This window comes from Pluralibacter gergoviae ATCC 33028 = NBRC 105706 (assembly GCF_001598855.1).
Lineage (GTDB): Bacteria > Pseudomonadota > Gammaproteobacteria > Enterobacterales > Enterobacteriaceae > Pluralibacter > Pluralibacter gergoviae.
On record NZ_BCZS01000011.1, the window covers coordinates 62041 to 88506 of the forward strand.

27 protein-coding genes are annotated in these 26466 nt (G+C 60.9%); 16 read left to right on the plus strand and 11 right to left on the minus strand.

What is annotated here, in order from left to right:
- Positions 1-5 precede the first annotated feature (5 nt).
- On the plus strand, positions 6-1067 hold the full coding sequence (locus tag ENGE1_RS12800; RefSeq protein WP_048253007.1) for a sugar ABC transporter substrate-binding protein: 1062 nt from the start codon (positions 6-8) through the stop codon (positions 1065-1067).
- Between the two features lie 13 nt (positions 1068-1080).
- On the opposite strand, the gene mtnK is transcribed toward ENGE1_RS12800, so the two are convergent.
- The gene (gene mtnK, locus ENGE1_RS12805; protein ID WP_048253008.1) at positions 1081-2280 is read right to left on the minus strand and encodes an S-methyl-5-thioribose kinase; all 1200 of its coding nucleotides are present in this window, start codon (positions 2278-2280) and stop codon (positions 1081-1083) included.
- 103 nt (positions 2281-2383) lie between these two features.
- Here mtnK and mtnA point away from each other — a divergent pair, with 103 nt between their 5' ends.
- The 3 genes from mtnA (at position 2384) to ENGE1_RS12815 (ending at position 5334) form a co-directional block, all read left to right on the plus strand.
- On the plus strand, positions 2384-3406 hold the full coding sequence (mtnA, locus tag ENGE1_RS12810; RefSeq protein WP_048272996.1) for an S-methyl-5-thioribose-1-phosphate isomerase: 1023 nt from the start codon (positions 2384-2386) through the stop codon (positions 3404-3406).
- 169 nt (positions 3407-3575) lie between these two features.
- Positions 3576-4016 carry a hypothetical protein gene (locus ENGE1_RS26950; protein WP_071199816.1) on the plus strand — a complete coding sequence of 147 codons (441 nt, stop codon included), beginning with the start codon at positions 3576-3578 and terminating at the stop codon, positions 4014-4016.
- Positions 4009-5334 (plus strand): ImmA/IrrE family metallo-endopeptidase, encoded by a 1326-nt coding sequence (locus ENGE1_RS12815; protein WP_048253010.1) that lies wholly within the window; start codon positions 4009-4011, stop codon positions 5332-5334. Before ENGE1_RS26950 ends, ENGE1_RS12815 begins: the two co-directional genes overlap by 8 nt.
- An 85-nt stretch (positions 5335-5419) precedes the next feature.
- Here ENGE1_RS12815 and ENGE1_RS12820 read toward each other — a convergent pair whose 3' ends face one another.
- The 3 genes from ENGE1_RS12820 to ENGE1_RS12830 are packed head-to-tail and all read right to left on the minus strand — an operon-like array spanning position 5420 to position 7256.
- Positions 5420-5962, minus strand: coding sequence for a 1,2-dihydroxy-3-keto-5-methylthiopentene dioxygenase (locus ENGE1_RS12820; protein WP_048253011.1), 543 nt, complete (start codon positions 5960-5962; stop codon positions 5420-5422).
- Complete coding sequence (gene mtnC, locus ENGE1_RS12825) at positions 5959-6645, minus strand: acireductone synthase (RefSeq protein ID WP_048253012.1); 687 nt, start codon at positions 6643-6645, stop codon at positions 5959-5961. The genes ENGE1_RS12820 and mtnC overlap by 4 nt, the downstream gene beginning before the upstream one ends.
- Positions 6642-7256: a methylthioribulose 1-phosphate dehydratase gene (locus ENGE1_RS12830; RefSeq protein WP_043085299.1), complete on the minus strand. Its 615-nt coding sequence runs from the start codon at positions 7254-7256 to the stop codon at positions 6642-6644. Before ENGE1_RS12830 ends, mtnC begins: the two co-directional genes overlap by 4 nt.
- Positions 7257-7377: 121 nt before the next feature.
- On the opposite strand from ENGE1_RS12830, the gene ENGE1_RS12835 reads away from it, so the two are divergent.
- A complete protein-coding gene (locus tag ENGE1_RS12835) occupies positions 7378-8523 on the plus strand; it encodes a pyridoxal phosphate-dependent aminotransferase (protein WP_172626172.1) in 1146 nt (381 codons plus the stop codon).
- Between the two features lie 4 nt (positions 8524-8527).
- Here the strand turns inward: ENGE1_RS12835 and dsbG are convergent, their stop codons facing one another.
- Entirely contained in the window at positions 8528-9274 is a 747-nt protein-coding gene (gene dsbG, locus ENGE1_RS12840; RefSeq protein ID WP_048253013.1) for a thiol:disulfide interchange protein DsbG, read from the minus strand.
- Positions 9275-9654: 380 nt separating this feature from the next.
- On the opposite strand from dsbG, the gene ahpC reads away from it, so the two are divergent.
- Both ahpC and ahpF read left to right on the plus strand, forming a co-directional pair.
- Complete coding sequence (ahpC, locus tag ENGE1_RS12845) at positions 9655-10218, plus strand: alkyl hydroperoxide reductase subunit C (protein WP_043085295.1); 564 nt, start codon at positions 9655-9657, stop codon at positions 10216-10218.
- Positions 10219-10336: 118 nt separating this feature from the next.
- Complete coding sequence (ahpF, locus tag ENGE1_RS12850; RefSeq protein WP_043085294.1) at positions 10337-11902, plus strand: alkyl hydroperoxide reductase subunit F; 1566 nt, start codon at positions 10337-10339, stop codon at positions 11900-11902.
- A gap of 63 nt (positions 11903-11965) precedes the next feature.
- Here the strand turns inward: ahpF and uspG are convergent, their stop codons facing one another.
- The 4 genes from uspG to dcuC form a co-directional block, all read right to left on the minus strand.
- Positions 11966-12394: a universal stress protein UspG gene (uspG, locus tag ENGE1_RS12855; protein WP_043085293.1), complete on the minus strand. Its 429-nt coding sequence runs from the start codon at positions 12392-12394 to the stop codon at positions 11966-11968.
- 126 nt (positions 12395-12520) lie between these two features.
- Positions 12521-12931: a nucleoside diphosphate kinase regulator gene (rnk, locus tag ENGE1_RS12860; RefSeq protein WP_045288707.1), complete on the minus strand. Its 411-nt coding sequence runs from the start codon at positions 12929-12931 to the stop codon at positions 12521-12523.
- A 137-nt stretch (positions 12932-13068) separates the two neighbouring features.
- Positions 13069-13875, minus strand: a complete 807-nt coding sequence (gene rna / locus ENGE1_RS12865) for a ribonuclease I (RefSeq protein WP_045288706.1) — start codon at positions 13873-13875, stop codon at positions 13069-13071.
- Positions 13876-13961: 86 nt separating this feature from the next.
- Positions 13962-15335 (minus strand): anaerobic C4-dicarboxylate transporter DcuC, encoded by a 1374-nt coding sequence (dcuC, locus tag ENGE1_RS12870; protein WP_043085289.1) that lies wholly within the window; start codon positions 15333-15335, stop codon positions 13962-13964.
- 352 nt (positions 15336-15687) lie between these two features.
- On the opposite strand from dcuC, the gene ENGE1_RS12875 reads away from it, so the two are divergent.
- From ENGE1_RS12875 to cspE, 7 genes are all read left to right on the plus strand, one after another.
- Positions 15688-16080 (plus strand): hypothetical protein, encoded by a 393-nt coding sequence (locus tag ENGE1_RS12875; protein WP_043085288.1) that lies wholly within the window; start codon positions 15688-15690, stop codon positions 16078-16080.
- A 54-nt stretch (positions 16081-16134) separates the two neighbouring features.
- Positions 16135-16461, plus strand: coding sequence for a copper-binding protein (locus tag ENGE1_RS12880; protein WP_052097962.1), 327 nt, complete (start codon positions 16135-16137; stop codon positions 16459-16461).
- A gap of 13 nt (positions 16462-16474) precedes the next feature.
- Positions 16475-17731 (plus strand): TolC family protein, encoded by a 1257-nt coding sequence (locus ENGE1_RS12885; RefSeq protein ID WP_048272997.1) that lies wholly within the window; start codon positions 16475-16477, stop codon positions 17729-17731.
- The gene (locus tag ENGE1_RS12890; RefSeq protein WP_048253014.1) at positions 17728-18954 is read left to right on the plus strand and encodes an efflux RND transporter periplasmic adaptor subunit; all 1227 of its coding nucleotides are present in this window, start codon (positions 17728-17730) and stop codon (positions 18952-18954) included. The genes ENGE1_RS12885 and ENGE1_RS12890 overlap by 4 nt, the downstream gene beginning before the upstream one ends.
- Entirely contained in the window at positions 18951-22070 is a 3120-nt protein-coding gene (locus tag ENGE1_RS12895; RefSeq protein ID WP_048253015.1) for an efflux RND transporter permease subunit, read from the plus strand. Before ENGE1_RS12890 ends, ENGE1_RS12895 begins: the two co-directional genes overlap by 4 nt.
- A 101-nt stretch (positions 22071-22171) precedes the next feature.
- Positions 22172-22738, plus strand: coding sequence for a lipid IV(A) palmitoyltransferase PagP (pagP, locus tag ENGE1_RS12900; RefSeq protein WP_106913026.1), 567 nt, complete (start codon positions 22172-22174; stop codon positions 22736-22738).
- Between the two features lie 188 nt (positions 22739-22926).
- A complete protein-coding gene (cspE, locus tag ENGE1_RS12905; RefSeq protein WP_000034826.1) occupies positions 22927-23136 on the plus strand; it encodes a transcription antiterminator/RNA stability regulator CspE in 210 nt (69 codons plus the stop codon).
- A 49-nt stretch (positions 23137-23185) separates the two neighbouring features.
- Here the strand turns inward: cspE and crcB are convergent, their stop codons facing one another.
- On the minus strand, positions 23186-23563 hold the full coding sequence (gene crcB, locus ENGE1_RS12910; protein WP_043085268.1) for a fluoride efflux transporter CrcB: 378 nt from the start codon (positions 23561-23563) through the stop codon (positions 23186-23188).
- A gap of 87 nt (positions 23564-23650) precedes the next feature.
- Here crcB and ENGE1_RS12915 point away from each other — a divergent pair, with 87 nt between their 5' ends.
- Positions 23651-24439 (plus strand): deaminated glutathione amidase, encoded by a 789-nt coding sequence (locus ENGE1_RS12915; RefSeq protein WP_048272998.1) that lies wholly within the window; start codon positions 23651-23653, stop codon positions 24437-24439.
- A gap of 126 nt (positions 24440-24565) precedes the next feature.
- Entirely contained in the window at positions 24566-24769 is a 204-nt protein-coding gene (gene tatE, locus ENGE1_RS12920) for a twin-arginine translocase subunit TatE (protein WP_043085266.1), read from the plus strand.
- 117 nt (positions 24770-24886) lie between these two features.
- Here tatE and ENGE1_RS12925 read toward each other — a convergent pair whose 3' ends face one another.
- Positions 24887-26269: a uracil-xanthine permease family protein gene (locus ENGE1_RS12925; protein ID WP_048253017.1), complete on the minus strand. Its 1383-nt coding sequence runs from the start codon at positions 26267-26269 to the stop codon at positions 24887-24889.
- Positions 26270-26466 lie beyond the last annotated feature (197 nt).

Below are 26466 nucleotides of genomic sequence, written 5' to 3' on the forward strand. Positions count from 1 at the left end.
ACACAATGAAAACACGTAGCCTGTCGCTGCTTGCCGCGGCGCTGTTCACCGCCGCTGCCTGGGCCGAAACGCCGGCCCCCGTCCCGGCGGCGATTGCCGGGCACAGCGGGCCCATCCGCATTGCGGTGATCCGCAATCTCGGCTCCGATGACAACACCACGCAGTTTATCTCCGGGGCGATCCTCGAGGGTAAGAAGCTGGGCTTTAAGGTCAGCGCCTTTTTAAGTAACGGCGACGATGCGAAGTTTCAGGACTTCGTGAATCAGGCCATCAGCCAGAAATATGACGGGATCATTCTCTCGCAGGGGCGCGATCCCTACTCAACCGCGCTGGTGCAGAAGGCGGTGGATGCGGGTATTAAGGTCGCCGCGTTTGATACGGCGGTGAAAGGGCAGATTCCGGGCGTGACCGTTTCGCAACAGGACGATGCGTCGCTGACGGATCTCTCTTTCGGCCAGCTGGTGAAAGACTTTAACGGCAAGGCTAACATCATCAAGCTCTGGGTTGCCGGCTTTCCGCCGATGGAGCGCCGGGAGGCGGCCTATCGCGCGCTGCTGAAGCAAAATCCCGGCATTCACGAGCTGGAGTCTATCGGCGCGGTCTCGTCTGATGTGCAGGGCGATACGGCAAACAAAGTCGGCGCGGTGCTGGCGAAGTATCCGAAAGGTAAAATTGATGCCATCTGGGGAGCGTGGGATGCCTTTAGTCAGGGAGCTTATAAGGCGCTCAAGGAGAATGGCCGTATCGAAATTAAGCTCTACAGCATTGATATTTCGAACCAGGATCTGCAGCTGATGCGCGAGGCGGGCAGCCCGTGGAAGGTGAGCGTGGCGGTCGATCCGAAACTTATCGGCGCGACCAACGTGCGGCTTATCGCCAATAAAATTGCCGGTGAGCCGACCCCCGCCAGCTACGACTTTAAGGCGGCGGCGATCCCGCAGGCCCTGCTGGCGGCGCAGCCGGGGGCGGTTAACGTGGCGACGCTTGCGAAGATCGTGCCGGGATGGGGGCAAACCCAGGACTTTATTGCGCCCTGGTTTGCCACCCTGGAGGCTAAAAACAAGTAAGCGGCGGCCCGCGTCAGCCGTACTGCCTGACGCGGGCGATCAGTTCCTCTACGCTATCAATGCGCGGGGCCAGCACGATCAGCGCCCGGCCAAGCGCGATGGCGTGGCGCAGGCAGGCGTGGCGCATCTCCGGATCGCTGATGGTGTCGATATCGGCGACGTGCGACAGCCCGACGCTGCGGCGGATAAGCTCCGTGCCGCAGAAGCCCACCGCGTCCTGCCACACCTTGTGCAAAAATGCTTCTGCGTACCCCGGCACCGCCAGCGCGGCGTCGCGGGTCTTCTCCCTGGCCAGTCCGAGGAAAATCTCGGCAAACGTGCGCCACAGGATCTGAATATCGTCGAGGCGCTGCTCGCGGGCGGCGGCGGCATCGCGCAGCCCCAGCTGCCCCGGCGCGCCGCAGTAGTTGAGCAGCAGATTGCCAATGGCGGTGCCGACGTCAAAGCCGATGGGCCCGTAGTAGCCAAACTCGGCGTCGATCGCCTTCAGGCTGCCTTCGGCCACAAACAGCGAGCCGCTGTGAATATCGCCGTGCAGCAGGGCCTCGGCGTGGGAGAGGAAGCGGTGCTTGAGTCCGGCAACCGCCCGGCGCAGCAGTTCGTCGTGGCGCAGGGTGGCGGCATCAGCCTCCAGCTCCGGCGGGTAATTATTGCGCGCGTGCTGCTGGTAGGGATCGTTAAAGAACAGATCTTCGGTTATCTCGCACATTTCCGGATTAATAAACCGCGCCACCTGGGCTTTCTTTTCATGAGGGTGCAGGAAGAAGTCGCTGGTGTGGAACAGGGTATTTGCCAGATAGCTGCCCAGCTGGCTGGCCGCCTGCGGGTAGTGTTTCCCCTCAATCAGCTCTCCGCGCCAGATGCGGTGATCGGAGAGATCTTCCATCACCATCGCCGCCAGGGCCGGATCGAAGTGCAGAATTTTCACCGTATGCGCCGGGCTGTGGCGATAGTGCTCGGTCAGGGTCTGTGCCTCAAGCCGCGCGCGGTCCAGCGTCAGCGGCCAGGACTCGCCGACGCAGCGCACGTAGGGCAGGGCCTGCTTGACGATGACCCGGCTGACGCCCGCCGAATCGAAAATCTTAAATACCAGGTTCAGGTTGCCGTCACCGACTTCCTGCGCACTGACCAGCGCGGAGGGATCCGCAAGTTTAGCGAACTGCTGCGCGTAGGCCACGGCATCCGCGGCGGTGAAGGTGTGGTAGTGCGACATGCCTCGTTCCTCAACGTATTGAAATAAAGCCGTTCAGACGTCTATACATCCGGACTTCATCCTGACACAATGCCCTACAACAACGCAACACGGATTTAACGACATGCAGACATTACAGACGACCAGCCTGCGGGTGCGCGATAACCAGCTGTTTATTCTGGATCAGCAGGCGCTGCCGCAGGAAGTGAAGTGGCTTGAGGCCAACAGCGTGCCGTCGCTGGTTGACCATATTCTGACCCTGCGGGTGCGCGGCGCGCCGCTGATCGGCCTCTCCGCCAGCCTGCTGCTCGGGCTGCTGGCCGAGCGCGGGCTGAGCCGCGATGAACTGCTGGCGGCGCTGGAGACGCTGCGCGCCTCCCGGCCGACGGCGGTCAATCTGATGAACAACCTCGATCGTATGCGGCTGGCTCTGCAGCAGGAGGCGTTCGCTCCGGCGCTGGTGGCCGAAGCGCAGCGGCTGGTGGACGAAGATAAGCACCTCTGCGAGCGTATCGCCGAGGCGGGCAGCGCGCTGGTGGCGCCCGGCAGCCGTCTGCTGACCCACTGTAATACCGGTGGTCTGGCCACGGCGGGCGTCGGCACGGCGCTGGGGGTGATTAATCGCGCCCATCGCCAGGGCAACGTCGCCAACGTCTGGGTCGATGAGACGCGCCCGCTGCTGCAGGGCGGGCGCCTCACCGCGTGGGAGCTGGGTGAGCTGGGCGTGCCCTATCAGCTCATTACCGACTCGATGGCGGCCGGCCTGATGGCGCAGGGCCAGGTCGACGCGGTGTGGGTTGGCGCCGACCGCATCGCCGCCAACGGCGACGTGGCGAATAAAATCGGCACCTACTCGCTGGCGGTGCTGGCGAAATTCCACAATATTCCTTTCTATGTCGCCGCCCCGCGGACCACCCTCGATCCGCACTGCCCGAACGGCGCGGCTATTCCCATTGAGCAGCGCGCGGCGGCGGAGGTTACCGGCGCGGCGGGCAGCTTCGGCAGCGTGCGGTGGGCGCCGCAGGATGCGCGGGTCTATAACCCGGCGTTTGACGTTACCCCTGCGGAACTCATCACCGGCTGGGTACTGGACAGCGGCATCGTGGGGCCGGAGGCGGTGAGGGCGGGAGCTTTTGCGGCGGCGTGACTCGCGGACGCTGAGCGTCAGAATTCGGACAAAATTGCTTGTAATGTAGTCAGTGACGGTGGCGGGAATTACACTTGAGGGCGATTAATTATGGCTCTCAAGCCCGATGGATTTGAAGGGCTGATGCCATTGCAACACTGCAGGATGCAGTCCTGACGGAGGCAAGGGAATGAAAACCAGACGCAATAATAGTTTTAACCTCAAACGCAGACTTATCCACCTTGATAGTGATGAAAAACGACAGCTACCAGAGCTTATTGAAAAAGTGCGCTACGGAGGCAACCCTGAACATAAGAAAAACCCCGGTGATTTTGGGCTGACGCCGCCGATGGCGCCTCGTCCTGGTAAAGCGCTCTGTGATGTTGCAGGCATTTTCAGGCGCCGGGATGCGCTGGCGCTGCTCAAAGAAGGTATACGTTCAGATTGCGTCAGCGATAGATTCGAAAAAGGCTGGCCTAAAAATGTCTGGGCGGTAACAGGCTGCAATCTGGTGCTCGAATCACAGTTGGAGAATCCGCAGACGGGCAGTTATCATGGCTATCCATTGCCCGGTAATGATCCTATGGCGGCAGAGGTTCTCGCTCGCTGGAAGAGAAGAAAAAATGACTGATTTACAACTCTCTATCGACTGGCTCACGACGGATGAAAAAGACGCTCTTTTACGCGATACCTCGGGATACCTCACTGTCAATGTTGCGGGCACCAATCTGACCACGCATTTTGATATCTGGTCGAAGAAGGTGTGCGAGTCGGTTCTTGTCTCCGCTTATCCGCTGGCGGCCTGGCTGGTCAATTCGTGGTGGCGGCTTCATTACGAGCCGCTGAGCAAACCGGGGATCAAACCCTCTCATGACTGGCGGATGGCCCATGAGCTGGGGGCCGCAAATCACGGATACGTGTGGCCTGCGCTGCTGTTCTCACCGGATGGCGAAGCGATGAACATCTGGGCTGAAGCCCTCGTCCAGGAAAATCAGTCCGTCAGCTATCTGGCAGCTTTACGCGGCGCCAAATCCGTGGCGCTTGCCGACTTCTCTCGCGAGCTGGATACATTTATCTCCGCAGTCATCGAGCGGCAGACAGCGATGGGACACCGTTCGACCGACCTTTCCGCGCTCTGGACGCTGCTGCAGGACGAGCGCGCGGATGCGGAAACGGCAAACATGAGGAAGCTGGAGGCACGCCTGGGTTACGATGCCGAATCCTGCCCTGACGACCTGCTTCAGCGCATCATGCATTTCGGGCAGGTAACCGGAAATGCGGCGATGGATGAGCTGGCGCCCGTATTAGGCCGTAAAGATGAAGCGCATGTATTAACTGCTATCGATAACTTAATTGACCTCAAAGGCATTGAAGGAAAACCGGAAATAGAGCCTTTCGGCATCGGGCCTTGCTGCCCGCAACTGGCGCCCTGGCATCAGGGAGTGAAGGCGGCGAAAGCACTGCGCAGGCAAATGGGGAATATTGAAAAGCCCGTTGCGGACGGTGACCTCTATACGTTATTAGGCTTAACGTCAGGCGCGGTAAACGGCTACGACGTCAACCGCCGTTGCGCTGTCTCCGTTGCCAGACCCGCCGGCAATGGCGCATTCGAGTATCTCCCCCGCAAGCGTCACCCCGACGCAAGGCGCTTTGAGTTTGCGCGCTTTCTCGGCGGCTACTGTATGGGCAGCAGTGAATCGCCCGGCTGGCTGGTGTCATCTGAGTTAACCACCGCACGGCAAAAGCGCCAGCGCGCCTTTGCCGCCGAATTTCTGTGCCCGGTCGAAAGCCTGACCGGCTTTTTGGCCGGGGACCTTTCAGAGAATGCTATTGAAGATGCGTCAGACTATTTTGGCGTCAGCGAACAGACGGTGACGTCTGTTCTGCAAAATAACGGCTATCTGGAAAATCCGCGCGAATGCGATCTGCCGTACCGGTTAGTTTGCTGAGTCGTCGGGGCCGAATACTCTCCTCCGTCTCGGCAACGCTTGCGGGCGTGAATTGCCGCAGGCGCTGTCTTAAATCCCGATAGCTTCACGCCAGCCGCGGAAACCCTGCCGCAATCTCACTGCCGGTAAACTTCGCCACCCAGCCTTCGGGATTATCGAAGATGCGGATCGCGGTAAAGTTCGGCTCCGAGCCCATATCGAACCAGTGCGGCGTGCCGGCGGGGACCGAGATCAGATCGTTTTTCTCGCACAGTACCTGGTAGACCTCATCGCCGATGTGCAGGCAGAACAGCCCCGCGCCTTCGACGAAGAAGCGCACTTCGTCCTCGCCGTGGGTGTGTTCGTTGAGAAACTTTTCCCGCAGAGCATCTTTCTGCGGGTTGTCGGCGCGCAGGCTGATGACGTCCCAGCTCTGGTAGCCGTTTTCCGCCACCAGCCGGTCGATGGCGTGCTGGTAGGCGGCGATGACGGTTTCGGCGGTGGGGGCGTCGCCGAGGTCGCGATCCGCCTGCCAGCGATCGAAGCGTACGCCTTTCGCGTTCAGGCGCTGCTGGATCTCGGCACCGAGGGTGCTGTGCCAGACGGGCGTATCGGGGCGGGAATCTGCATAGATAGTCAGGGCGCTCATGGCATCTGCTCCGGTTGAATATGGTCAAAGCCGGACACCTGCGGGTGGCGGCTGGCGGGATCGGCGTCGCCGCGGATCAGCTGCAGGGTCTGAAAGCCGGCCTCGCGGGCGGCGTCCAGCTCCTGGTGAATATCGGAAAGAAACAGGATCTGCTGCGCGGGCAGGGCTATCTGCCGGGCGATCTCGCGGTAGGAGGACACTTCGCGCTTGGCGCCGACGCGGGTATCAAAGTAGCCGCTAAATAGCGGCGTGATGTCGCCCTCGTCGCTGTAGCCGAACAGCAGCTGCTGCGCCTCGACGGAGCCGGAGGAGTAGACGTACAGCGCAATGCCCTGCTGTTGCCACGCCGTCAGGGCAGGGAGAACGTCGGGATAAAGATGACCGGTGAAGTCACCGCCTAGGTAGCCGTCGCGCCAGATAAGGCCCTGCAGCGCCTTCAGCGCCGTCGATTTGCGGTCTTCGTCGATAAAGCCGAGCAGGACGTCGATAAGTTTCCCGACGCTGGCCTGCGGTTCGCCGATTTCCTGACGCAGCGCGGTCAGAATATCGCTGACCGGGACGCTGGCCTGATGTTGCGTAACGTAGGCCGCCAGGCGCCGGCGGGCGAAAGGGAACAGGACGTTGTGCACGAAGCGAATATCGCTGGTGGTGCCTTCAATATCGGTAACGATAGCGCGGATCATACTCCCTCCAGCTGGCGCAGGCGCAGCTCGCATTCAAAGAGAAACTCCAGCCCTTCCAGGTGGCGGCGGGCCTCGGCGACGTCGCGCCCCCAGCAGGTAAGACCGTGGCCGCGCAGCAGAAAGCCGTACTCCAGCGGAGCTTCTGCGGCCCTGCGTTCGATGCGGCGGGCGAGGGCGTCGATATCCTGGTCGTTGTCAAACAGCGGAACGGTAACGCTTTCCAGGTGGCTGGTCTGCCCGCGCAGCGACTTCTGCATTTCGTAGCCGCGCAGCCGCAGCGCGGGCGATTTCTCAATGCGCGACAGCACGGTGGCGTTGACCGTGTGTACGTGCAGGACCGCACCCGCCTGCGGGTAGAGGCGGTAAATCAGCGTGTGCAGACCGGTTTCAGCGGAGGGAAGGCGGCCGGACGGCGCGGCGTTGCTGGCGATATCTACCTGCAGGAAGTCGGCGGCGGTGAGGCTGCCTTTATCCTTGCCGGATTCGCTCAGCCAGCACCAGCGCGCGTCTTCGCGCACCGACATATTGCCGCCGGTGGCGGGCGCCCAGCCCCTGGCGCCAATCCAGCGGCAGGCGTCGACCAGGGCGTGAAGCTGCGGGAGATCGCTCATCGTGTCCTCTTGTTGTTGCATTTAGACGTCTAAGCGTCTTGATTGCCAAATACTAACATCGTGTTATAGTGGCTTCAACATCACAATGACGGCTGGTTAACAAAAGATGAGCAATCCCTCCCTGATACCGCAGAGCAAACTGCCCGCGCTGGGCACCACCATTTTTACCCAGATGAGCGCCCTGGCCGCCGAGCACGGGGCCATTAACCTGTCGCAGGGCTTTCCCGATTTTGACGGTCCGGACTATCTGCAGGCGCGGCTGGCGCACCACGTGGCCCAGGGCGCGAACCAGTACGCGCCGATGACCGGGGTGCCGGCGCTGCGCGAGGCGATTGCCGATAAAACGGCAGAGCTGTACGGCTACAGGCCGGATGCCGCCAGCGATGTGACGGTGACGGCGGGCGCCACCGAGGCGCTTTACGCGGCCATTACCGCCCTGGTGCGGGAAGGGGATGAGGTTATCTGCTTCGATCCGAGCTATGACAGCTATGCCCCGGCGGTACAGCTCTCAGGCGGCATACTGCAGCGCATTGCCCTGCAGCCGCCGCAGTTCCGCGTTGACTGGCAGGCATTTGCCGGGCTGCTGAGCGAGCGCACCCGGCTGGTTATCCTCAATACGCCGCACAATCCGTCGGCCACCGTCTGGCGGCAGGAGGATTTCGCGGCGCTGTGGCAGGCGATCGCCGACCGCGAAATCTACGTTATCAGCGACGAGGTCTACGAACACATCTGCTTTGCCGACGGCGGCCACGCCAGCGTGCTGGCCCATCCGCAGCTCCGGCAGCGCGCGGTGGCGGTCTCCTCGTTTGGTAAGACCTATCACATGACCGGCTGGAAGGTGGGCTACGCGGTGGCGCCCGCGGCCATCAGCGCCGAGCTGCGTAAGATCCATCAGTATCTGACCTTCGCCGTGAATACGCCCGCCCAGCTGGCGCTGGCGGATATGCTGCGCCACGCTCCGGAGCACTATCGCGACCTGCCGGCGTTTTATCGCGCGCGCCGCGATCTGTTTATCAACGCGCTGAGCAGCAGCCGGCTGGAGGTGCTGCCCTGCGAAGGCACCTACTTCCTGCTGGTGGACTACAGCGCCGTGTCCGATCTCGACGACGTCAGCTTCTGCCGCTGGCTGACCACCGAGGTGGGCGTGGCGGCGATCCCGCTGTCGGTGTTCTGCGACGGACCCTTCCCGCACCGGCTGGTGCGGCTGTGCTTCGCCAAGCAGGAGGCAACCCTGCTGGCGGCGGCGGAGCGTCTGTGCAGGCTGTAGTCGGCTATTTGTCGCCCATCATCGCCTGCAGGTTCTCCGCATCCGGCAGGCCGGCGACCTGCTGCAGCATCTGCTGGTCGTTGAGATAATAGATGGCGGGCGTGGCGCTGGCGCCGAGGGTGTCCATCAGCTTTTCGTTGTCGTTGAGCTCCTTCATCTGCGCCGGCGCCGCAGACGCAGGGGCCGTAAGCTTGAGTTTACCGCCCGACTGCTCATAGTCGTGCCAGGTTTTGGCGGGGTCGCTGCTGGCGAGAATGGCAGCGGCGGTGGCCGGGCTCTCGGGCCTGATAACGCCCACCAGCAGCGTGCGCAGCTGTACCTTACCGGACTCAACCCACGGCCGGGCCATCTGCCAGAACTGGCGACAGTAGGGGCAGAAGGGATCGGAAAAGACGTAGATTATCCTCGGCGCCTCTTTTTTACCGTCCAGAAGCCAGGTCGATTTTTCCATCTGCTGCCACAGCGCCCGGCCCTGGGGACCGTACAGTTCCTGCTGGATCATCTGTTCGCTGAGGTTAGTGCCCTTCGCATCATACATATAGCCGGAGATCGCCTGCTTGCCGTCCGGCGTCAGGTAGATGGTGACGCCCATATCCTGATATTTGCCCAGATAGCCTTTCATTCCGCCCGGCGCGTCGAATGATTTGATAATGGTGATACCCTGTTTCTCAATCGCTTTTACCGGGGCCGGAAGATCGTCGGCCAGCGCGATGGCCGGCAGCAAACAGCATGCAAGGGCAAAACGGGACATGGTAATTCCTTGTAAATTTTATGGATATTGTTATATGAATGGCAGAACCTATCACAACCATAGATAAGACCCACGGCGAGTGCAATTGCCCTTATAGAGGTCGGATGTTCTAATCCCCTCTGCTGTCATGGCCTTTTACGGTCATACAGCGCGCAACGCACAGCCAGACTGACTGGCGCCGGCTCCCGGATGGGCTTCGGACAAACGGGTCGCCGCAGCCGGCGGCCTTTTTTACGTCAGGCAGTTTGTCAATCAGGTTCACAGAGTCGCTGCGGTCGGGTTGTTAGCTAACGCTTATTGATTTGATAATGGAAACGCATTAGCCGAATCAGGCGAAGTTAGTTACCTTAGACCTCAACGAAAACACGGAGGAAGTACAGATGTCCTTAATTAACACCAAGATCAAACCTTTCAAAAACCAGGCCTTCAAAAACGGCGAATTCATCGAAGTAACGGAGAAAGACACCGAAGGCCGCTGGAGCGTGTTCTTCTTCTACCCGGCTGACTTCACTTTCGTTTGCCCGACCGAACTGGGTGACGTAGCTGACCATTACGATGAACTGCAGAAGCTGGGCGTAGACGTTTACTCTGTTTCTACCGACACCCACTTTACCCATAAAGCATGGCACGGCAGCTCTGAAACCATCGCTAAAATCAAGTATGCGATGATCGGCGACCCGACCGGTGCCCTGACCCGTAACTTCGAAAACATGCGTGAAGACGAAGGTCTGGCCGACCGCGCAACCTTCGTAGTCGATCCGCAGGGTATCATCCAGGCTATCGAAGTGACCGCTGAAGGCATCGGCCGCGACGCGTCTGACCTGCTGCGCAAAATCAAAGCCGCACAGTACGTTGCTTCTCACCCGGGTGAAGTGTGCCCGGCGAAGTGGAAAGAAGGCGAAGCGACTCTGGCGCCGTCTCTTGATCTGGTCGGTAAGATCTAAGTTTCTACCTTCCCAAACGGGTGCGCCGCACCCGTTTTTCCTAACTTTATGATGCAAGCCGCATGCGCTGCCTGACTCAGGCTGCTTGCATGATGACGTTTTAAGCAGGAGATAAATAATGCTCGACACTAACATGAAGACCCAGCTCAAGGCCTACCTTGAGAAACTGACCAAGCCCGTTGAGCTGGTTGCCACCCTGGATGACGGCGCGAAATCGGCTGAAATCAGAGAACTGCTGACGGAGATCGCCGAGCTGTCGCCGAAGGTGAGCTTTAAAGAAGACAACACCCTTGCGGTGCGCAAACCCTCCTTCCTGATCACTAACCCGGGCTCCATGCAGGGGCCGCGCTTTGCCGGCTCGCCGCTCGGCCACGAGTTTACCTCGCTGGTGCTGGCGCTGCTGTGGACCGGCGGTCATCCGTCGAAAGAGGCCCAGTCTCTGCTGGAGCAGATCCGCGATCTCGACGGCGACTTCGAATTTGAAACCTACTACTCGCTCTCCTGCCACAACTGTCCGGACGTGGTGCAGGCGCTGAACCTGATGGCGGTCCTCAACCCGCGCATCAAGCATACCGCCATCGACGGCGGCACCTTCCAGAACGAAATCACCGAGCGCAACGTGATGGGCGTTCCGGCGGTGTTCGTCAACGGTCAGGAGTTCGGCCAGGGCCGCATGACCCTGTCTGAAATCGTCGCGAAAGTGGATACCGGCGCCGAAAAACGCGCGGCGGAAGAGCTGAATAAGCGCGACGCCTATGACGTGCTGATCGTTGGCTCCGGCCCCGCAGGCGCGGCGGCTGCAGTCTACTCTGCCCGTAAAGGCATCCGCACTGGTCTGATGGGCGAGCGCTTTGGCGGCCAGGTGCTGGACACTGTGGATATTGAAAACTACATCTCCGTGCCGAAAACGGAAGGTCAGAAGCTGGCCGGCGCCCTGAAGGCGCACGTCTCCGACTACGAGGTGGACGTGATTGACTCCCAGAGCGCCAGCAGGCTGACGCCTGCCGCTCAGGAAGGCGGTTTGCACCAGATTGAAACCGCCTCCGGCGCGGTGCTCAAAGCGCGCAGCATCATCATCGCTACCGGCGCCAAGTGGCGTAACATGAACGTGCCGGGCGAAGATCAGTACCGCACCAAGGGCGTGACCTACTGCCCGCACTGCGACGGCCCGCTGTTTAAAGGCAAGCGCGTGGCGGTGATCGGCGGCGGGAACTCCGGCGTTGAGGCGGCCATTGACCTGGCGGGGATCGTTGAGCACGTGACTCTGCTTGAGTTTGCCCCTGAAATGAAGGCCGACCAGGTGCTGCAGGATAAAGTTCGCAGCCTGAAAAATGTCGATATCATTGTTAACGCTCAGACCACTGAAGTGAAGGGCGACGGCAGCAAAGTGACCGGCATCGACTACCGCGACCGCGTCAGCGGTGACGAGCACCACGTTGCGCTGTCCGGCATCTTCGTCCAGATTGGCCTGCTGCCGAACACTAACTGGCTGGACGGCGCTATCGAGCGCAACCGCATGGGCGAGATCATCATCGACGCTAAGTGCGAAACCAGCGTTAAGGGCGTATTCGCCGCCGGCGACTGCACCACCGTGCCGTACAAGCAGATTATCATCGCTACCGGCGAGGGTGCGAAGGCGTCTCTGAGTTCCTTTGATTATCTGATCCGCACGAAGACCGCATAATTAAAAAGACGTTACACAGCAATGTGCAGGGGCTACCGCGAGGTAGCCCCTTTTTTTGCGGCGTTATCTGACCACCAGCACCGGCACGTGCGCGTGGCGGATCACGCTGGAGGCGTTGGAGCCCAGCAGGTGGGTTGAGATGGACGGGTTGCGTGAGCCAATCACCACGACGTCAGCCTTCAGCTCTTCGGCCAGCTCGTTAACCACGTCGCGCACGCTGCCTTCGCGCACGTGGACCTTGATGCGGGACGGGTCGATGCTGAAATGATCGACCATCGTTTTCAGCCGCGTCATCGATTCATTGTAGAGATGTTCCTCAAAGCGCCGGAGATCGGCGGCGAAGCGGGTCATGGTCATGCTGGCTGAACCGGGCACCACGTGCAGCAGGTGAATAATGCCAGTCTCTCCTGCCAGAAATTCTGCGTGGCGTATTGCCTTATCGCTCAGCGCCATTTCAAAAACATCAACCGGCATAATGATGGTGTTATACATAGCACTCCTCCTTGTAAGCGTTGCAGATAGATAAGCATATTTGCACGATTTTTTATGTCATTCAGCTCGCAAATATATCAGCAGGGCGGGCATTAAGAGGATGGCGGGCATCCTCTGGGGAGCATTTTAGCGGTGGAATTCGCCGGCGGCTTCCGGCTGATAAAGCAGCTCGAGGACTTCAAGGTGCGTGACGGTGCCGTTGGGCAGCGTCCAGCGGATCGTCGCCCCGACCTTCAGCCCGAGCAGGGCGGCGCCCACCGGGGCGAGAACCGACAGCTGGCTGGCGCTGTCTTTCATGTCGGCGGGGAAGACCAGCGTGCGGGTGCGCTCCTCGTGCGTACTGAGATCGCGAAAGCGCACCCGGCTGTTCATGGTCACCACGTCGTGCGGCATCTGCTCAGGCTCGCACATCACGGCGCGATCCAGCTCATCGTTGAGCGCGTCCGCAACCGGCAGACTGGCCCACTGCGGCTGCTCCAGCAGCCTGTCGATGCGCTCGGCGTCCAGTTCGTTAATGATAATTGCAGGTCTGGTCATTGTTCACTCCATGTCTTTCCAGTTGGCCTGGTGCAAAAAAAAACCTCGCCGTCTTAAGGCGAGGGTTTCAACAGGGCTAGTGTAGCCGCTGTGAGGCTATTTTGCAGTGCATCGCGTCACATTCGCAAAATTTCCCGCTAATAGCCCGCTTTATCGACTACAAAAGCGTTACCGCAGTTGCCCGGATGCGGCTGCGGCAGCAGCGAGTCGGCGGCCAGCGGGCGGTTAACGGCGGCGGCCCTGATCGCTATCTGCATTTCGGTCAGGTAGGCGGGGTTGCCGTTACAGGTAAGCTTAAAGGCCTTAACGCTCTCTTTACCGTAGGCGCTGGCGATCGCGGCATCAAAATCCTCGCGGCTGACGGTCTTGCCGTAGTTCTTCGCCAGGAACTGGCCAATAGCGCTCTGCTTCACCTCGCCGTTAAAGCGCACCATCGTGCCGAAGTAGGCGTCGGGATCGAAGCCGAAGCAGACGCCGTGCTTGGCGTACTCATAGCGCTCAAGACAGGACTTGCCGCCGCTGCCGGGCATCACGTTATTGAGCCGGTTAGCCATCTCCAGCGACAGGCCGGTTTCGGCGGCGTCGCATTTGCGGCTGGCCCTGACTTCAGGCATATCGGGAACAGGGCGCGTGGCGCAGCCAAAGCGCATCCAGCGCCCCTCGTCGACGCCGCGCGCGGCGATGGATTTCGGCAGCCCCGGCCACAGACCGTGGACGGTCAGGTAGCTGGTTTTATCCTTTGGCTCTTTATCGAGGCGGCACTCAACGGGCGGCTTGTTATTGCGATCGTACTGGCTCTGGCAAAATCCGGTCTGCCAGGAGAGCGCCAGCACATAGCGATCAAAATCGCCGTAGCGGGTGGCCGTCAGCGGATCAGCCTGAGCGACATGGGCAATAAACAGCGATGCGCCGATGCTAACCGCCGCGATATTCTTCCTTAACATGAGATTTCCTGGTTCTGAGAGACATTCCTTGAAATATTAAAGCATAAAAAAGGCGCCTTCTGGCGCCTTTTCGTTGCATGAGGTGACTAGTGCACGGCCAGGGCAGGAACCAGCACTTCCGTGGCCGCAATAACCACGATAAGGCCGACGACGACCGGCACCGAGGTGCGCTTTACCACTTCAAAAGGGGAGATTTTTGCCATTCCCGCCACGGCAACCACCACGCCGGATACCGGCGAAATAGTGCGCCCGAGGTTGGAGGCCTGCAGCATCGGAATCGACAGATAAGCCGGATTAATGCCGGAGGAGTGCGCCAGCTTCGGGATCATTTCGACGAAGGCGTAAAACGGCGCATTGCCGGAGCCGGTGGTCATCGCCGCCAGCATGGTGAGGATAACCAGCACCAGCATCAGGATAATGCTGGCGGAACCGAACGAGGTGGCGATGGAGATCAGGCTGCTGATAAAGCCGATAGCGCTGAGGCCCTGGGCGAAGACCCCGGCGGCGACCAGCAAAATGACCACGCCGGCAAAGGCGTCCGCCATGCCCCGGTACGCAACTTCAAGGCCAGAGAAAACGTTCTGAGTGTTAAATCCGCGCAAAAATTCAAGCACCGCCGCCAGCAGCATACAGATGACCAGAATGGTAATGATGTGCAGTTCCGGGCCCCATTTGCCGTCAAAAATCAGTACGCCCAGGATGGGCGTGAACGGCAGGATGGCGTAAAACGACGGCGCGGTGGTGGTGATTTCGCTGACGTCGAGCATCTCGTGGGCGACCTGCTCTTTGTTATCGAGATAGCGCTGCCAGAAGAAGTGCGCTATCGCCATTGCGACAATGGCGGCGATGGAGATAGGCAGCGTGGTCTTGAAAGCAAAATCAATCAGCGGCATTTCGGCGGCCTGGGCGGCCAGCACCACGTCGCCGGAGGTGGGCGAGAGAATAATCGCCGCAGGCGAGGCGCAGATAGCCGCCGCCGCGCCGCGGCTGATGCCGACGTTGACCATCACCGGGAACAGCGTCGCCATCAGCAGTACCCCGAGGCCGGTAGCCGAGGAGACCGCCAGCGACATCAGGCAGGCCACAAAGTAGGCGGCAATCATCAGCAGATAAGGGGAGTTGATGTAGCGCAGCGGCTTCGAGGCCAGCTTCACCACCATGTCGTTGGCGCCGATGTGGGTCATATAGGCGGCAAAACCGCAGAGCATCATGATCATCATGCCGAGATCGCCGCCGCGGCTCATCAGCAGGATCTTGATATATTCAACGATATCGGTGGCCGAATAGCCGGTGGAGCTCGCGCTGGACGGCAGTATTTTATGCCCCATCAGGGCGCTGGCTATCAGCAGCAGCAGGCCGCCGACGAACAGCACGCCGGTGGCGGAATAACCTTTAATGATATAGCGGGCTACGCCCACAATGACCGCGGCTCCGATAAGGAGCTCAAATAACGTTAACATGCTGAAATCCTGAAATCCCAAAGGTATTAATAATCGGTTAAAGAATGTGCCTAATAAGCAGCCATCTTTCTCTGACGGTAATCAAGACTTTGCCGCTCCGGGGCAGCGTGAATGATGTTGTGGGTAATTTCTTTCCATAAGGCGCAATAAGTAAAACATGAAACTGGCGCAGCGTGTCCGCTTTTTTGAGTAAAATATTTGTGCTATTTGCTGATTAATTGATAACAGTAAGATAAATATTATCGAAAATAAGCCCGGGAATTCTGATTATTTGTAAAACGGGTAAAAACCTTTCGCCAAAATATTAGCCCTGCGTATACTCGGAGCTCTCTGTCCTGAACAGGTTGTGTTAATGAACGCTCTGTGGTTATACCGGCTGAACGCTCTCCGGCGGCATCTTTCGATGCTGCTGGTGATGCTCTGCGCGATAGTACTGCAAAGCCAACTCGCCGTGGCCGGGCACCGCTGCCCGATCGATCTTAGCGGCGCAAGCGTTCAGATACAGCATCTGGATCATGGGCAGACCGGCAGTAAAATGATGAAAAGCGCGCTGTGCGATAAGCACTGCGTTCCCGACAGCGGACAGCAGAAGGTGGAGCATCCGCCGCTGGTGGCGCTGCCGCTCTCTATGACCCTCGCCGTTATCGATATACCGTGCGGCAGCCGCTCGGCTGTAGACGGTAGCCTTAAACCTCCCGCCGCAGGGCCGCCGGCAACGATCCGCTTTTGCCGGTTTCGGGAATAGCTTTCCGGATGTTTGCTTAATTATCTGACAATTAACAACTATCCGGAGAATATCATGTCCATCAAATTTGTTCAGGCGCTGATCGGTGCCCTGTTTGCCTTTGTCCTGACGTCCGCTCATGCGGAAACTTCCGCCTCCGCACAGCCGCAGCCCGCCGCCGCGGTGTACCGCATCCACGGCGTGGTGAAAGCCACGGCGCCGGGCGCCGTTACCCTTGCCCATGAGGCCGTTCCCGAACTGCAGTGGCCCGCGATGACCATGCCGTTTGCGCTGGCCAGCGGTCTGACGCCGCCGCCGCTGAAGGTTGACCAGGCCGTTGAGGCCGACGTCAGCCTGGTGGACGGACGCTACGTCATTACGGCAATACGCCCGCGCGGCTGATTCAGGGGACATCATGAGAATACGCACCCTGAGCCTGTGGCTCGGCGGGGCGCTGCTCGGCTTTTTTCACGTCTCTGCGCAGGCAGAGGCGTGGACGCTGACGCAGGCGCTCACCGCAGCCCGTCGCTACTCCGCCGAACTTTCCGCCAGCCGCAACGAAGCCAGCGCCCTCGATGCGATGGCCGACTCCGCCCGCCAACTGCCGGATCCGAAGCTCAAGTTCGGCATCGAAAACGTCCCCGTACAGGGCAACAACGACCGCCGATTCACCCGGGAAGGCATGACTATGCAGCGGGTCGGCATCATGCAGCGCTATGTCAGCGGCGAGAAGCGCGACCGCAAGGCGCAGACCCTGATCGCGCAGTCCAGAAGCGTCGAGGCGCAGTCGCAAACCCTGCTGGCAAATTTGCAGCGCGACACCGCCCAGGCGTGGCTCGATCTCGCCCTGTCGCAGCAGGCGCTGGCGTCGGCCCGCGCGCTGGTGGCGGAAACCGAGCGTCAGCAGAGTGCCCAGCGCGCCAGCGTTGGCGCCGGGAGCTCTTCGCCGGACAGCGTACTGGCCCTGAAGATGACCCTGCTGGGGATGCGCGACAGCGTGACGCTTGCCGGGCGCGACGTGCGCCTGGCGCAGGCCAGGCTGCTTCAGCTCACCGGTAAAAACGTCACCGCGGTCAGCGGGCCGCTGCCGTCCTGGCAGCGCCTGCCCGCCGATGAGAGCGCGCTGCTGGCGGGCGTGGCGCAGCATCCGGAAGTGGTTGCCGCCGTCAGGGAGGCCGGAGCGGCGAAGTCGCGTTCGGCGGAGTCGGCTATCGCCGCCATTCCGGACGTCGAGGTTGAGCTCTACTACGCTCGCCGGGGAGATGACTATGACGATATGGCGGGGGTGATGTTTACCGTCGATCTGCCGCTATTTCAGGCGAAGCGGCAGGATAAAGATCACGCGGCCGACGTCTCACGCACCCTGCAGGCCAACGATAAGCTGGCGCAGGTCGAGCGCGCCCATGCGGCGCAGCTCAGCGCGCTGATTGCTGACTATCAGGCGGCCCAGGCTATCTGGCTGCGCCAGCGGGACGAGGTACTGCCTCTTCAGCGCCAGCGGGTCAGCCTGCTCAACGCCCAGTACCGCAGCGGACAGTCGGATCTGAGCGCGCTGCTCGCCGCCCGCCGCGACCTGCTGACCGCCACTCTGGCCACTCTCAACGCGGAGAAGACCGTCGCCAAAAGCTGGGCGGCCATTCGCTATCTGATCCCTCAGGAGACCACGCTATGAAGCGCCCGATCCCGATCGCCGTCGCGGTAGCCGTTCTGGCCGCCGCCGCGGGCTATTACGCCGGCACCCGGCATCACGCCGATGCGCCGCAGGCCGAAAGCGCCGGACGCAAAGTGCTCTACTGGTACGATCCGATGGTGCCGGGCCAGCGCTTTGATAAGCCGGGGAAATCGCCCTTTATGGATATGCAGCTGGTGCCGCGCTACGCCGACGAGCAGCCGCAGCAGGCCGCCGGCGTTGCCATCAGCGCCAGCCAGCAGCAGAGCCTGGGCATGGTGGTGAAGACCGCGCAGCGGCGCGCGCTGAGCCAGAAAATTGCCGCCTGGGGCACCATTACCCAGGATGACCGCAGCCTGACGACCGTCCCGGCCCCCGCCGCCGGGGTAGTGGAGAAGCTGTTCGTTCGCGCCGAGCAGCAGCAGGTGCGCGCCGGGGAACCGCTGGCGCAGCTGTGGATCCCGGCGTGGACCTCGGCCCAGCAGGAGTATCTTGCGGTTCGCCAGCTTGGCGATCCGGCCCTGACCCGCGCGGCGCGCGGCCGGCTGGCGCTGCAGTTTATGCCGGAGGCCACTCTGCGCCAGCTCGAACGCAGCGGCAGCCCGCAGACCCGCATCACGCTGCGGGCACCGCGCGACGGCTATGTCGCGAAACTTGATACCCGCGAAGGCGTGCAGGTGGCGGCCTCCGCGCCGCTGTTTGAACTGGCAAACCTCGATCCGGTCTGGCTGGTGGTGGACTATCCCCAGAGCCAGGCGGGAGCGCTGGCGGCGGGAGCAGAGATAGAGGCCGCCACCGATAGCTGGCCCGGAGAGACATTCCGCGGCCGGGTCAGCGAGATCCTGCCGCAGATGGACGCGGCGACCCGCACCCTGAAGGCGCGGATTGTGCTCGACAACCCGCAGCACAAGTTAAGGCCGGGCATGTATATGCACGTCGCGGCGCAGCAGGCACAGGGGGCGCCAGCGGTGCTGGCGGTACCGGAAGAGGCGGTGATCGCCACCGGCGAACGCAGTCGGGTCATTGTCGCCCGCGACGGCGGACGCTTCGAGGCGGTGAACGTCATGACCGGCATCAGCGCCGACGGCTGGACGGAGATCCGCCGGGGCCTGCAGGAGGGCGAGAGGGTCGTCACCTCCGGCCAGTTCCTGATTGACTCGGAGGCCAGCCTGCGCAGCGCGCTGCCTGTGTCGATGGAACACGAGCACGGGGAGATGCAGCCATGATTGCCTGGGTCATTCGCGCCGCGCTGCGCAACCGCCTGCTGGTTATCGTTGCCGCTATCGGCATGGCGCTGTGGGGCGTCTGGGCGCTGCAGCGGGCGCCGCTGGACGCGCTGCCGGATCTCTCCGACGTGCAGGTGATCGTTCGCGCCAGCTATCCGGGCAAATCGCCGCAGGTCATCGAGGATCAGGTCACCTGGCCGCTGACCACCACCATGCTGTCGGTGCCGGGAGCGAAAACCGTGCGCGGCTTTTCGATGTTTGGCGACGCCTACGTCTACGTGCTGTTTGAAGACGGAACCGACCTCTACTGGGCCCGCTCGCGGGTGCTGGAGTACCTGAGCCAAATCCAGTCGCAGCTGCCGGAGGGCGTTAAGGCGGAGCTGGGGCCGGACGCCACCGGCGTCGGCTGGATCTATGAGTATGCGCTGGTGGATAAAAGCGGCCGCCACAGCCTGGCGGATCTGCGCGCTATTCAGGACTGGACGCTGAAGTATGAGCTGAAAACGGTGCCGAACGTTTCCGAAGTGGCCAGCGTCGGCGGCATGGTGCGGCAGTATCAGGTGGTGGTCGATCCCGAGCGCATGCGCGCGCTGGGGGTGACGCACCAGCAGCTGGTGGACGCCATCAAGTCGGCCAACCAGGAGAGCGGCGGGGCGCTGATCGAGATGGGCGAAGCGGAGTACATGGTACGCACCCGCGGCTATCTGCACGGCGTGGAGGATTTCCGCAAGGTGGTGATTGCCAGCAGAGGCGGCGTGCCGGTGATGCTCTCTGACGTGGCCCGCGTGCAGCTGGGACCGGAAATTCGCCGCGGCGTGGCGGAGCTCAACGGCGAAGGCGAAGTCACCGGCGGCATCGTCATCATGCGCTACGGCAAAAACGCGCTGGAGACGCTGCGCGCGGTGAAGGCAAGGCTCGCGCAATTGCAGAAAACCCTGCCTGCGGGGGTTGAGATTGTGCCGGTCTACGACCGTTCCGGCCTGATAGAGCACGCTATCGACACGCTGACCCACAAGCTTATTGAAGAGTTTATCGTCGTGGCGCTGGTCTGCACCCTGTTTCTGTTCCACTTCCGCTCGGCGCTGGTGGCGATAATCTCCCTGCCGCTGGGCATTCTCGGGGCGTTTATCGTCATGCACTACCAGGGGATTAACGCCAATATCATGTCGCTCGGCGGCATCGCCATCGCCATCGGGGCGATGGTCGATGCCGCGATCGTGATGATTGAGAACATGCACAAGGTGCTGGAGCAGTGGCGGCACGATAACCCCCAGCGCGCGCCCTCCGGCGAGGATTACTGGCATATCACCCAGAAGGCGGCGACCGAAGTAGGGCCGGCGCTGTTTTGCAGTCTGCTGATTATCACCCTGTCGTTTATTCCGGTCTTTTCGCTGGAGGCGCAGGAGGGGAAGATGTTCGCGCCGCTGGCGTTTACCAAAACCTGGTCTATGGCGATGGCGGCCGGGCTCGGTATCACTCTGGTGCCGGTGCTGATGGGCTACTTTATCCGCGGCCGGGTGCCGGATGAGAGCGCTAATCCGCTCAACCGTTGGCTGGTGCGCGCCTACGAACCGCTGCTCGATAAGGTTCTGCGCTGGCCGAAGACCACGCTGCTGCTGGCGGCGATGCTGCTGGCCCTCACGCTGTGGCCGCTGCAGCGCCTCGGCAGCGAGTTTATGCCGCCCCTCGACGAGGGCGACCTGCTCTATATGCCCTCGACGCTGCCGGGGATCTCCGCCCGCGAAGCCGGACGCCTGCTGCAGCAGACCGACCGGTTGATTAAGCGCGTGCCGGAGGTGGAAAGCGTCTTTGGCAAAGCGGGCCGGGCGGACACCGCCACCGACTCCGCGCCGCTGACCATGCTTGAGACCACCATTCGCTTTAAGCCGCGCGAGCAGTGGCGGCCCGGCATGACGCCGGAAAAGCTGGTGGAGGAGCTGGACAAAATCGTCCAGCTGCCGGGCATTGCCAACGTCTGGGTGCCGCCGATCCGCAACCGGCTCGATATGCTGGCGACCGGCATCAAGAGCCCGGTGGGGATCAAAGTTAACGGCAACAGCCTCGCCGATATCGAACGGGTGGCGATGCAGATCGAACGGGTCGTTAAGACGGTGCCCGGCGTGACCTCGGCGCTGGCGGAACGTCTTTCCGGCGGCCGCTACGTGGATATCACCCTTAACCGCCGGCAGGCGGCGCGCTACGGCGTCTCCGTGAAGGAGCTACAGTCGCTGGCGGGCACGCTGGTGGGCGGCGAAAACGTCGGTCAGACCCTTGAAGGGCGGGAGCGCTTTCCGATCAATGTCCGCTATCCGCGCGACCTGCGCGACAGCGTCGATAAGCTGCGCGCGCTGCCGCTGCTGACGGCGGGCGGCGAGCAGGTGACGCTGGGCGAGCTGGCGGAGGTGCGGATTAGCGAAGGGCCGCCGATGCTCAAGAGCGAGAACGCCCGCCTGTCGAACTGGATCTACGTTGACCTGCGCGATCGCGACCTGCAGTCGGCGGTGACCGAGATGCAGCAGCGGGTGGCAAAAGAGGTGGCGCTGCCGCAGGGCGTGACCCTGTCGTGGTCGGGGCAGTTTGAGTACCTCGAACGCGCCAGCGCGAAGCTGAAACTGGTGCTGCCGGTGACCCTGATGATTATTGTGATGCTGCTGTGGCTCACCTTCCGACGGGCGGCTGACGTACTGCTTATCGTCGGTACGCTGCCGTTTTCGCTGATTGGCGGCGTCTGGCTGCTGTGGCTTCTCGGCTACAACCTGTCGGTGGCCGGCGCCGTAGGCTTTATCGCCCTTGCGGGGGTGGCGGCTGAGTTCGGGGTCATCATGGTGCTGTACCTTAACAGCGCCCTTGAAAAGCGGCGGCAGCAGGGCGCGGTGGATGAGGCCTGCCTGCTGAGCGCCATTCACGAGGGCGCGGTCCTGCGGGTGCGGCCAAAGGTGATGACCGTGGCGACCATCATGGCCGGACTGCTGCCGGTAATGTGGGGCAGCGGCACCGGCTCTGAAGTAATGAGCCGTATTGCGGCGCCGATGATCGGCGGCATGGTGAGCGCGCCGCTGCTGTCGATGCTGGTGATCCCGGCGCTGTATAAGCTGCTGCATCGTCCGCGCCGGTAGGAGAGCAAGGCTGCGCTCGGGCGCAGCCGTTTGGGTTTTGTTCAGGTTTCAGCTGCTATTTTGTTCGACCTTGAAATGAAAGGTTAGTAAATGTGCTAAAACTGAATCAAAACCTGTTTATTTTGCTGCTGGCTTTCACCCAGTTAGCATTCATTTCCGGCGCGCGGGCGTCGCTTGGCGAGAGCGTCGGCGACGCCTTCTCCACGCTGGGGGACAATATCGCCAGGACCTGGCAGGCGCCGCAGGATTACGATCTGTATGTGCCCGCGATCACCTGGCACGCGCGCTTTGCCTACGACAAAGAGAAAACGGACAAATACAACGAGCGTCCCTGGGGCGCCGGATTCGGCCAGTCGCGACGCGACGATAAGGGGAACTGGCACGGCCTTTACCTGATGGCGTTTAAGGACTCGTTCAACAAGTGGGAGCCTATCGGCGGCTACGGCTGGGAAAAGACCTGGCGCCCGCTCAGGGATGATAAGTTCCATCTGGGGCTTGGCTATACCGCGGGCGTCACCGCCCGCGATAACTGGCGCTACGTGCCCATTCCGGTTCTGCTGCCGCTGGCGTCCATCGGCTATGGCCCGGCCACGTTCCAGATGACCTACATTCCCGGCACCTACAATAACGGCAATGTCTACTTCGCCTGGATGCGCTTCGGCTTCTGAGAAGGGAGCACGGGATGCCTGGACGAAACGCACAATCTGCGTAAAAAAAACAGCCATTCGGGCTGTAAGTAAAAAGTTAGCGACTTTTATCACTTTTTAGTGAAGTTAAGCTGGACAAAAGCCACCACAATTGCTGTACTGTTACCCGACACAGCATTTGTGTCTATTTTCTTGTAAAGGTAATATTGATGTCTAAGATTAAAGGTAACGTTAAGTGGTTTAATGAGTCCAAAGGCTTTGGTTTCATTACTCCGGAAGATGGCAGCAAAGACGTGTTCGTACACTTCTCTGCAATCCAGACTAACGGTTTCAAAACTCTGGCTGAAGGTCAGCGCGTAGAGTTCGAAATCACTAACGGTGCCAAAGGCCCTTCTGCTGCTAACGTAACCGCTCTGTAAGCATAACGACAGCAGAATTCAAAACCCGCCACGGCGGGTTTTTTTTGTTTTAGCGCGAGGCGGAGAAGAGCCAGAAGGCGGCCGCCGTCATGGCAAATGACCCGAGCATGTTCACCGCCACGTTCAGCAGCGCCCAGCCAAATCGCCCCTCCTGCAGTAAAAAAACGACCTCCGCAGAGAATGTCGAAAAGGTCGTCAGGCCGCCGCAGAAGCCGGTGGTGATCAAAAGCTTCCACATCGGGTCGATATCCGTCATCCGGTTAAACCACGCCAGGCCTGCGCCGATAATGAAGGCTCCAAGCAGGTTGGCGATGAGCGTCCCCACCGGGATAGCGTGATGGAGCGGATTGAAGCGCATACCCAGCATCCAGCGCGCGACGCTGCCGGTGCCGCCACCGATAAAAACGGCAAAAAGAAGTTGTATCACCGTGTGTTCCTGTTATTGAAATAGAGTATCGTTGAGTTTAACGCCGGGCCAGCCATCTGGCTACGGCCTGATTTAAGGAGAGGGAGCATGCGCGTAGCCGCCGGACAATTTGCCGTTACCCCAGACTGGGCCACCAACGCCCGCACCTGCGTGCAGCTGATGCAGCAGGCTGCCGATCTTGGCGTCGCCCTGCTGGTGCTGCCGGAAGCGCTGCTGGCCCGCGCTGACGGCGATCCTGATATGTCGGTGAAGTCAGCGCAGCCGCTGGACGGCGGGTTTGTCAGCCTGCTTCGCGAGGAGAGCCGCCGCAGCGGGCTCACCACGGTCCTTACCGTCCACGTGCCTACCGGCGAGGGCAGGGCCGCCAATACGCTGGTGGCGCTGCGGGCAGGCGAGATTATTGCCCGCTACCGGAAGCTGCATCTCTACGATGCCTTTAATGTGCAGGAATCCCGGCTTGTGGACGCTGGCGATGTACTGCCGCCGCTTATTGAGGTAGAAGGTATGCGCGTCGGCCTGATGACCTGCTATGACCTGCGCTTCCCGGAGATGGCGCTGGCGCTTGCCCTGCAGGGTGCCGAGATCCTGGCGCTGCCGACGGCCTGGGTGCGCGGGCCGCTGAAGGAGCATCACTGGAGTACGCTGCTGGCCGCCAGGGCGCTCGATACCACCTGCTACTTTGTGGCGGCGGGAGAGTGCGGTAATAAAAATATTGGCCAGAGCCGGATCGTCGATCCCTGCGGCGTTACGCTCGCCGGGGCAGGCTATCAGCAGCAGCTGATCGTGGCGGAGGTGAGCAAAGCGGCGCTGCAGCAGATCCGTGATGCGCTTCCGGTGCTTAATAACCGCCGCTTTGCGCCACCGCAAATTATGTGATGTTTTTTTAAACGGCGCTTGATTCACCTTGTTACAGATTGCTATTGTGTGCCCCCGCTAAATGATCCTTAATGATCTAAGGTTCAGAGCGCGTTTTTTTGTTGCTGATTTAATGAGAAGGTATCTATGGGTGAGATTAGTATTACCAAACTGCTGGTTGTTGCTGCGCTGATTGTACTGGTGTTTGGTACCAAAAAATTACGCACGCTGGGTGGCGATCTGGGTTCGGCAATCAAAGGCTTCAAGAAGGCCATGAACGAAGATGATACCAGCGTGAAAAAGAGTGCCGACGACGAGCTCCCGGCAGAAAAACTCTCGCATAAAGAGTAATCCCCGGCGCAGCCATATTCTCAATACGCCGCACCTGTCAGAGAGGCCACAGCAAATCCTGCTGCGGCCTCTTGTGTTTCATGTCCGTTTTTTTTCGCAGAAGTGCAACGAACTGTTTCAGCGCGGCGCGCGATTTTTCGCCGCGGCGGCCTGAACGGACGGGCGCTCGCTGCCTTCTCCGGGCAGCAGCAGATTCAGCAGCATGGCCGTAATGCCGCCGCTGGCGACCGCAGAGCCGAACAGGTTTTTAAATACCGGCGGCAGCTGGCTGAGAAACGCCGGCTCGGCCTCTACGCCCAGGCCAATGCCGAAAGAGACGGCGATAATCAGCATATCGCGCCGGGTCAGCGGCGACTGGGTCATGATGCGGATCCCCGCCGCCAGCACGCTGCCGAACATGACGAGCGTCGCGCCGCCCAGCACCGGCGCCGGGATCTGCTGAATAGCGGCGCCAAAAATCGGAAATAGCCCCAGCAGCGCCAGCAGGGCGCCAATCCACAGCCCCACCCGGCGGCTGGCGACGCCGGTCATCTGAATGACGCCGTTGTTCTGCGCAAAAGTGGTGCTCGGCAGGGCGGAAAACAGCGCCGCCAGCACGCAGCTTGCGCCGTCTGCCAGTATGCCTCCCCTGAGGCGGCCCACGTACTCATCGCCCTCGATCGGGCGGCGCGACAGCAGGCAGTTGGCCGTCAGATCGCCCACCGCTTCCAGAATGCAGATAAGCGAGATCAGTGCAAACGGCAGAAACAGCGTGTAGTCGAAGTCAAAGCCGAAGCGCAGCGGCTGCGGCAGGGCGACCCAGCTGTGGGTAAATGGCTGCCAGTGCAGCTTCCCGCTGAGCGCCGCCAGCAGGCAGCCGAAGGCGATACCGAGGATAACCGCCCCCAGCCGCAGCCAGCGGTTCCCCGCCCGGCTGAACAGCACGATGGTCATCAGCGTCAGCAGGCCGAGCAGCAGGTTGCCCGGCGCGCCAAAATCTTTGGCGCCGTGGCCGCCGCCCCAGTCGGTGATGCTGACCTTAATCAGGCTGATGCCGATCAGACACAGCACCGTGCCGCTCACCAGCGGCGTTATCACCCGGCGCAGCTGGCCGAGAAAGCGGCTGACCACCACCGGGATAAAGGCTGCAATGAGGGTAAGGCCGAAGATCATCGCCATAATCTGCTCCGGGCCGCCGCCCCGGCTCTTGACGGTAAAGCCCGCGGCGAGAATAACTCCGAGAAAGGCGAAGCTGGTGCCCTGCAGGCAGATCATGCCCGCACCGATGCCAAACGGCCTGCGCGCCTGTAAAAAGGTGCCGGCGCCGGAGACCATCAGCGACATGCTGATAAGCCAGGGCAGATAGGCGTCCAGGCCCAGCGCCGAGCTGACGATCAGCGGCGGGGTGATGATGCCGACCAGGCTCGCCATGACGTGCTGCAGCGCGGTGAGAAAGGCCGGTAGCGGCGCCGGTTTATCTTCCAGGCCGTAAATCAGTTCGGAGGGTTCGTGGGCTGACATTGCGTGCTCCTGTAAGTCGCGATAAACAGGAGATGCATGAAACGTTCCAGATAATGATGTTGGTGCTTAAAATATTATCTATTTGATTTAATGGATTTTAAGTTGTGAAGCGAAAGTTTCATAACGCACCATGTGCACCAGGATTGTGCGGAATGGACAAAAAAGCCGCAGGCGGGCTGCGGCTTTTCAGGGCAGGG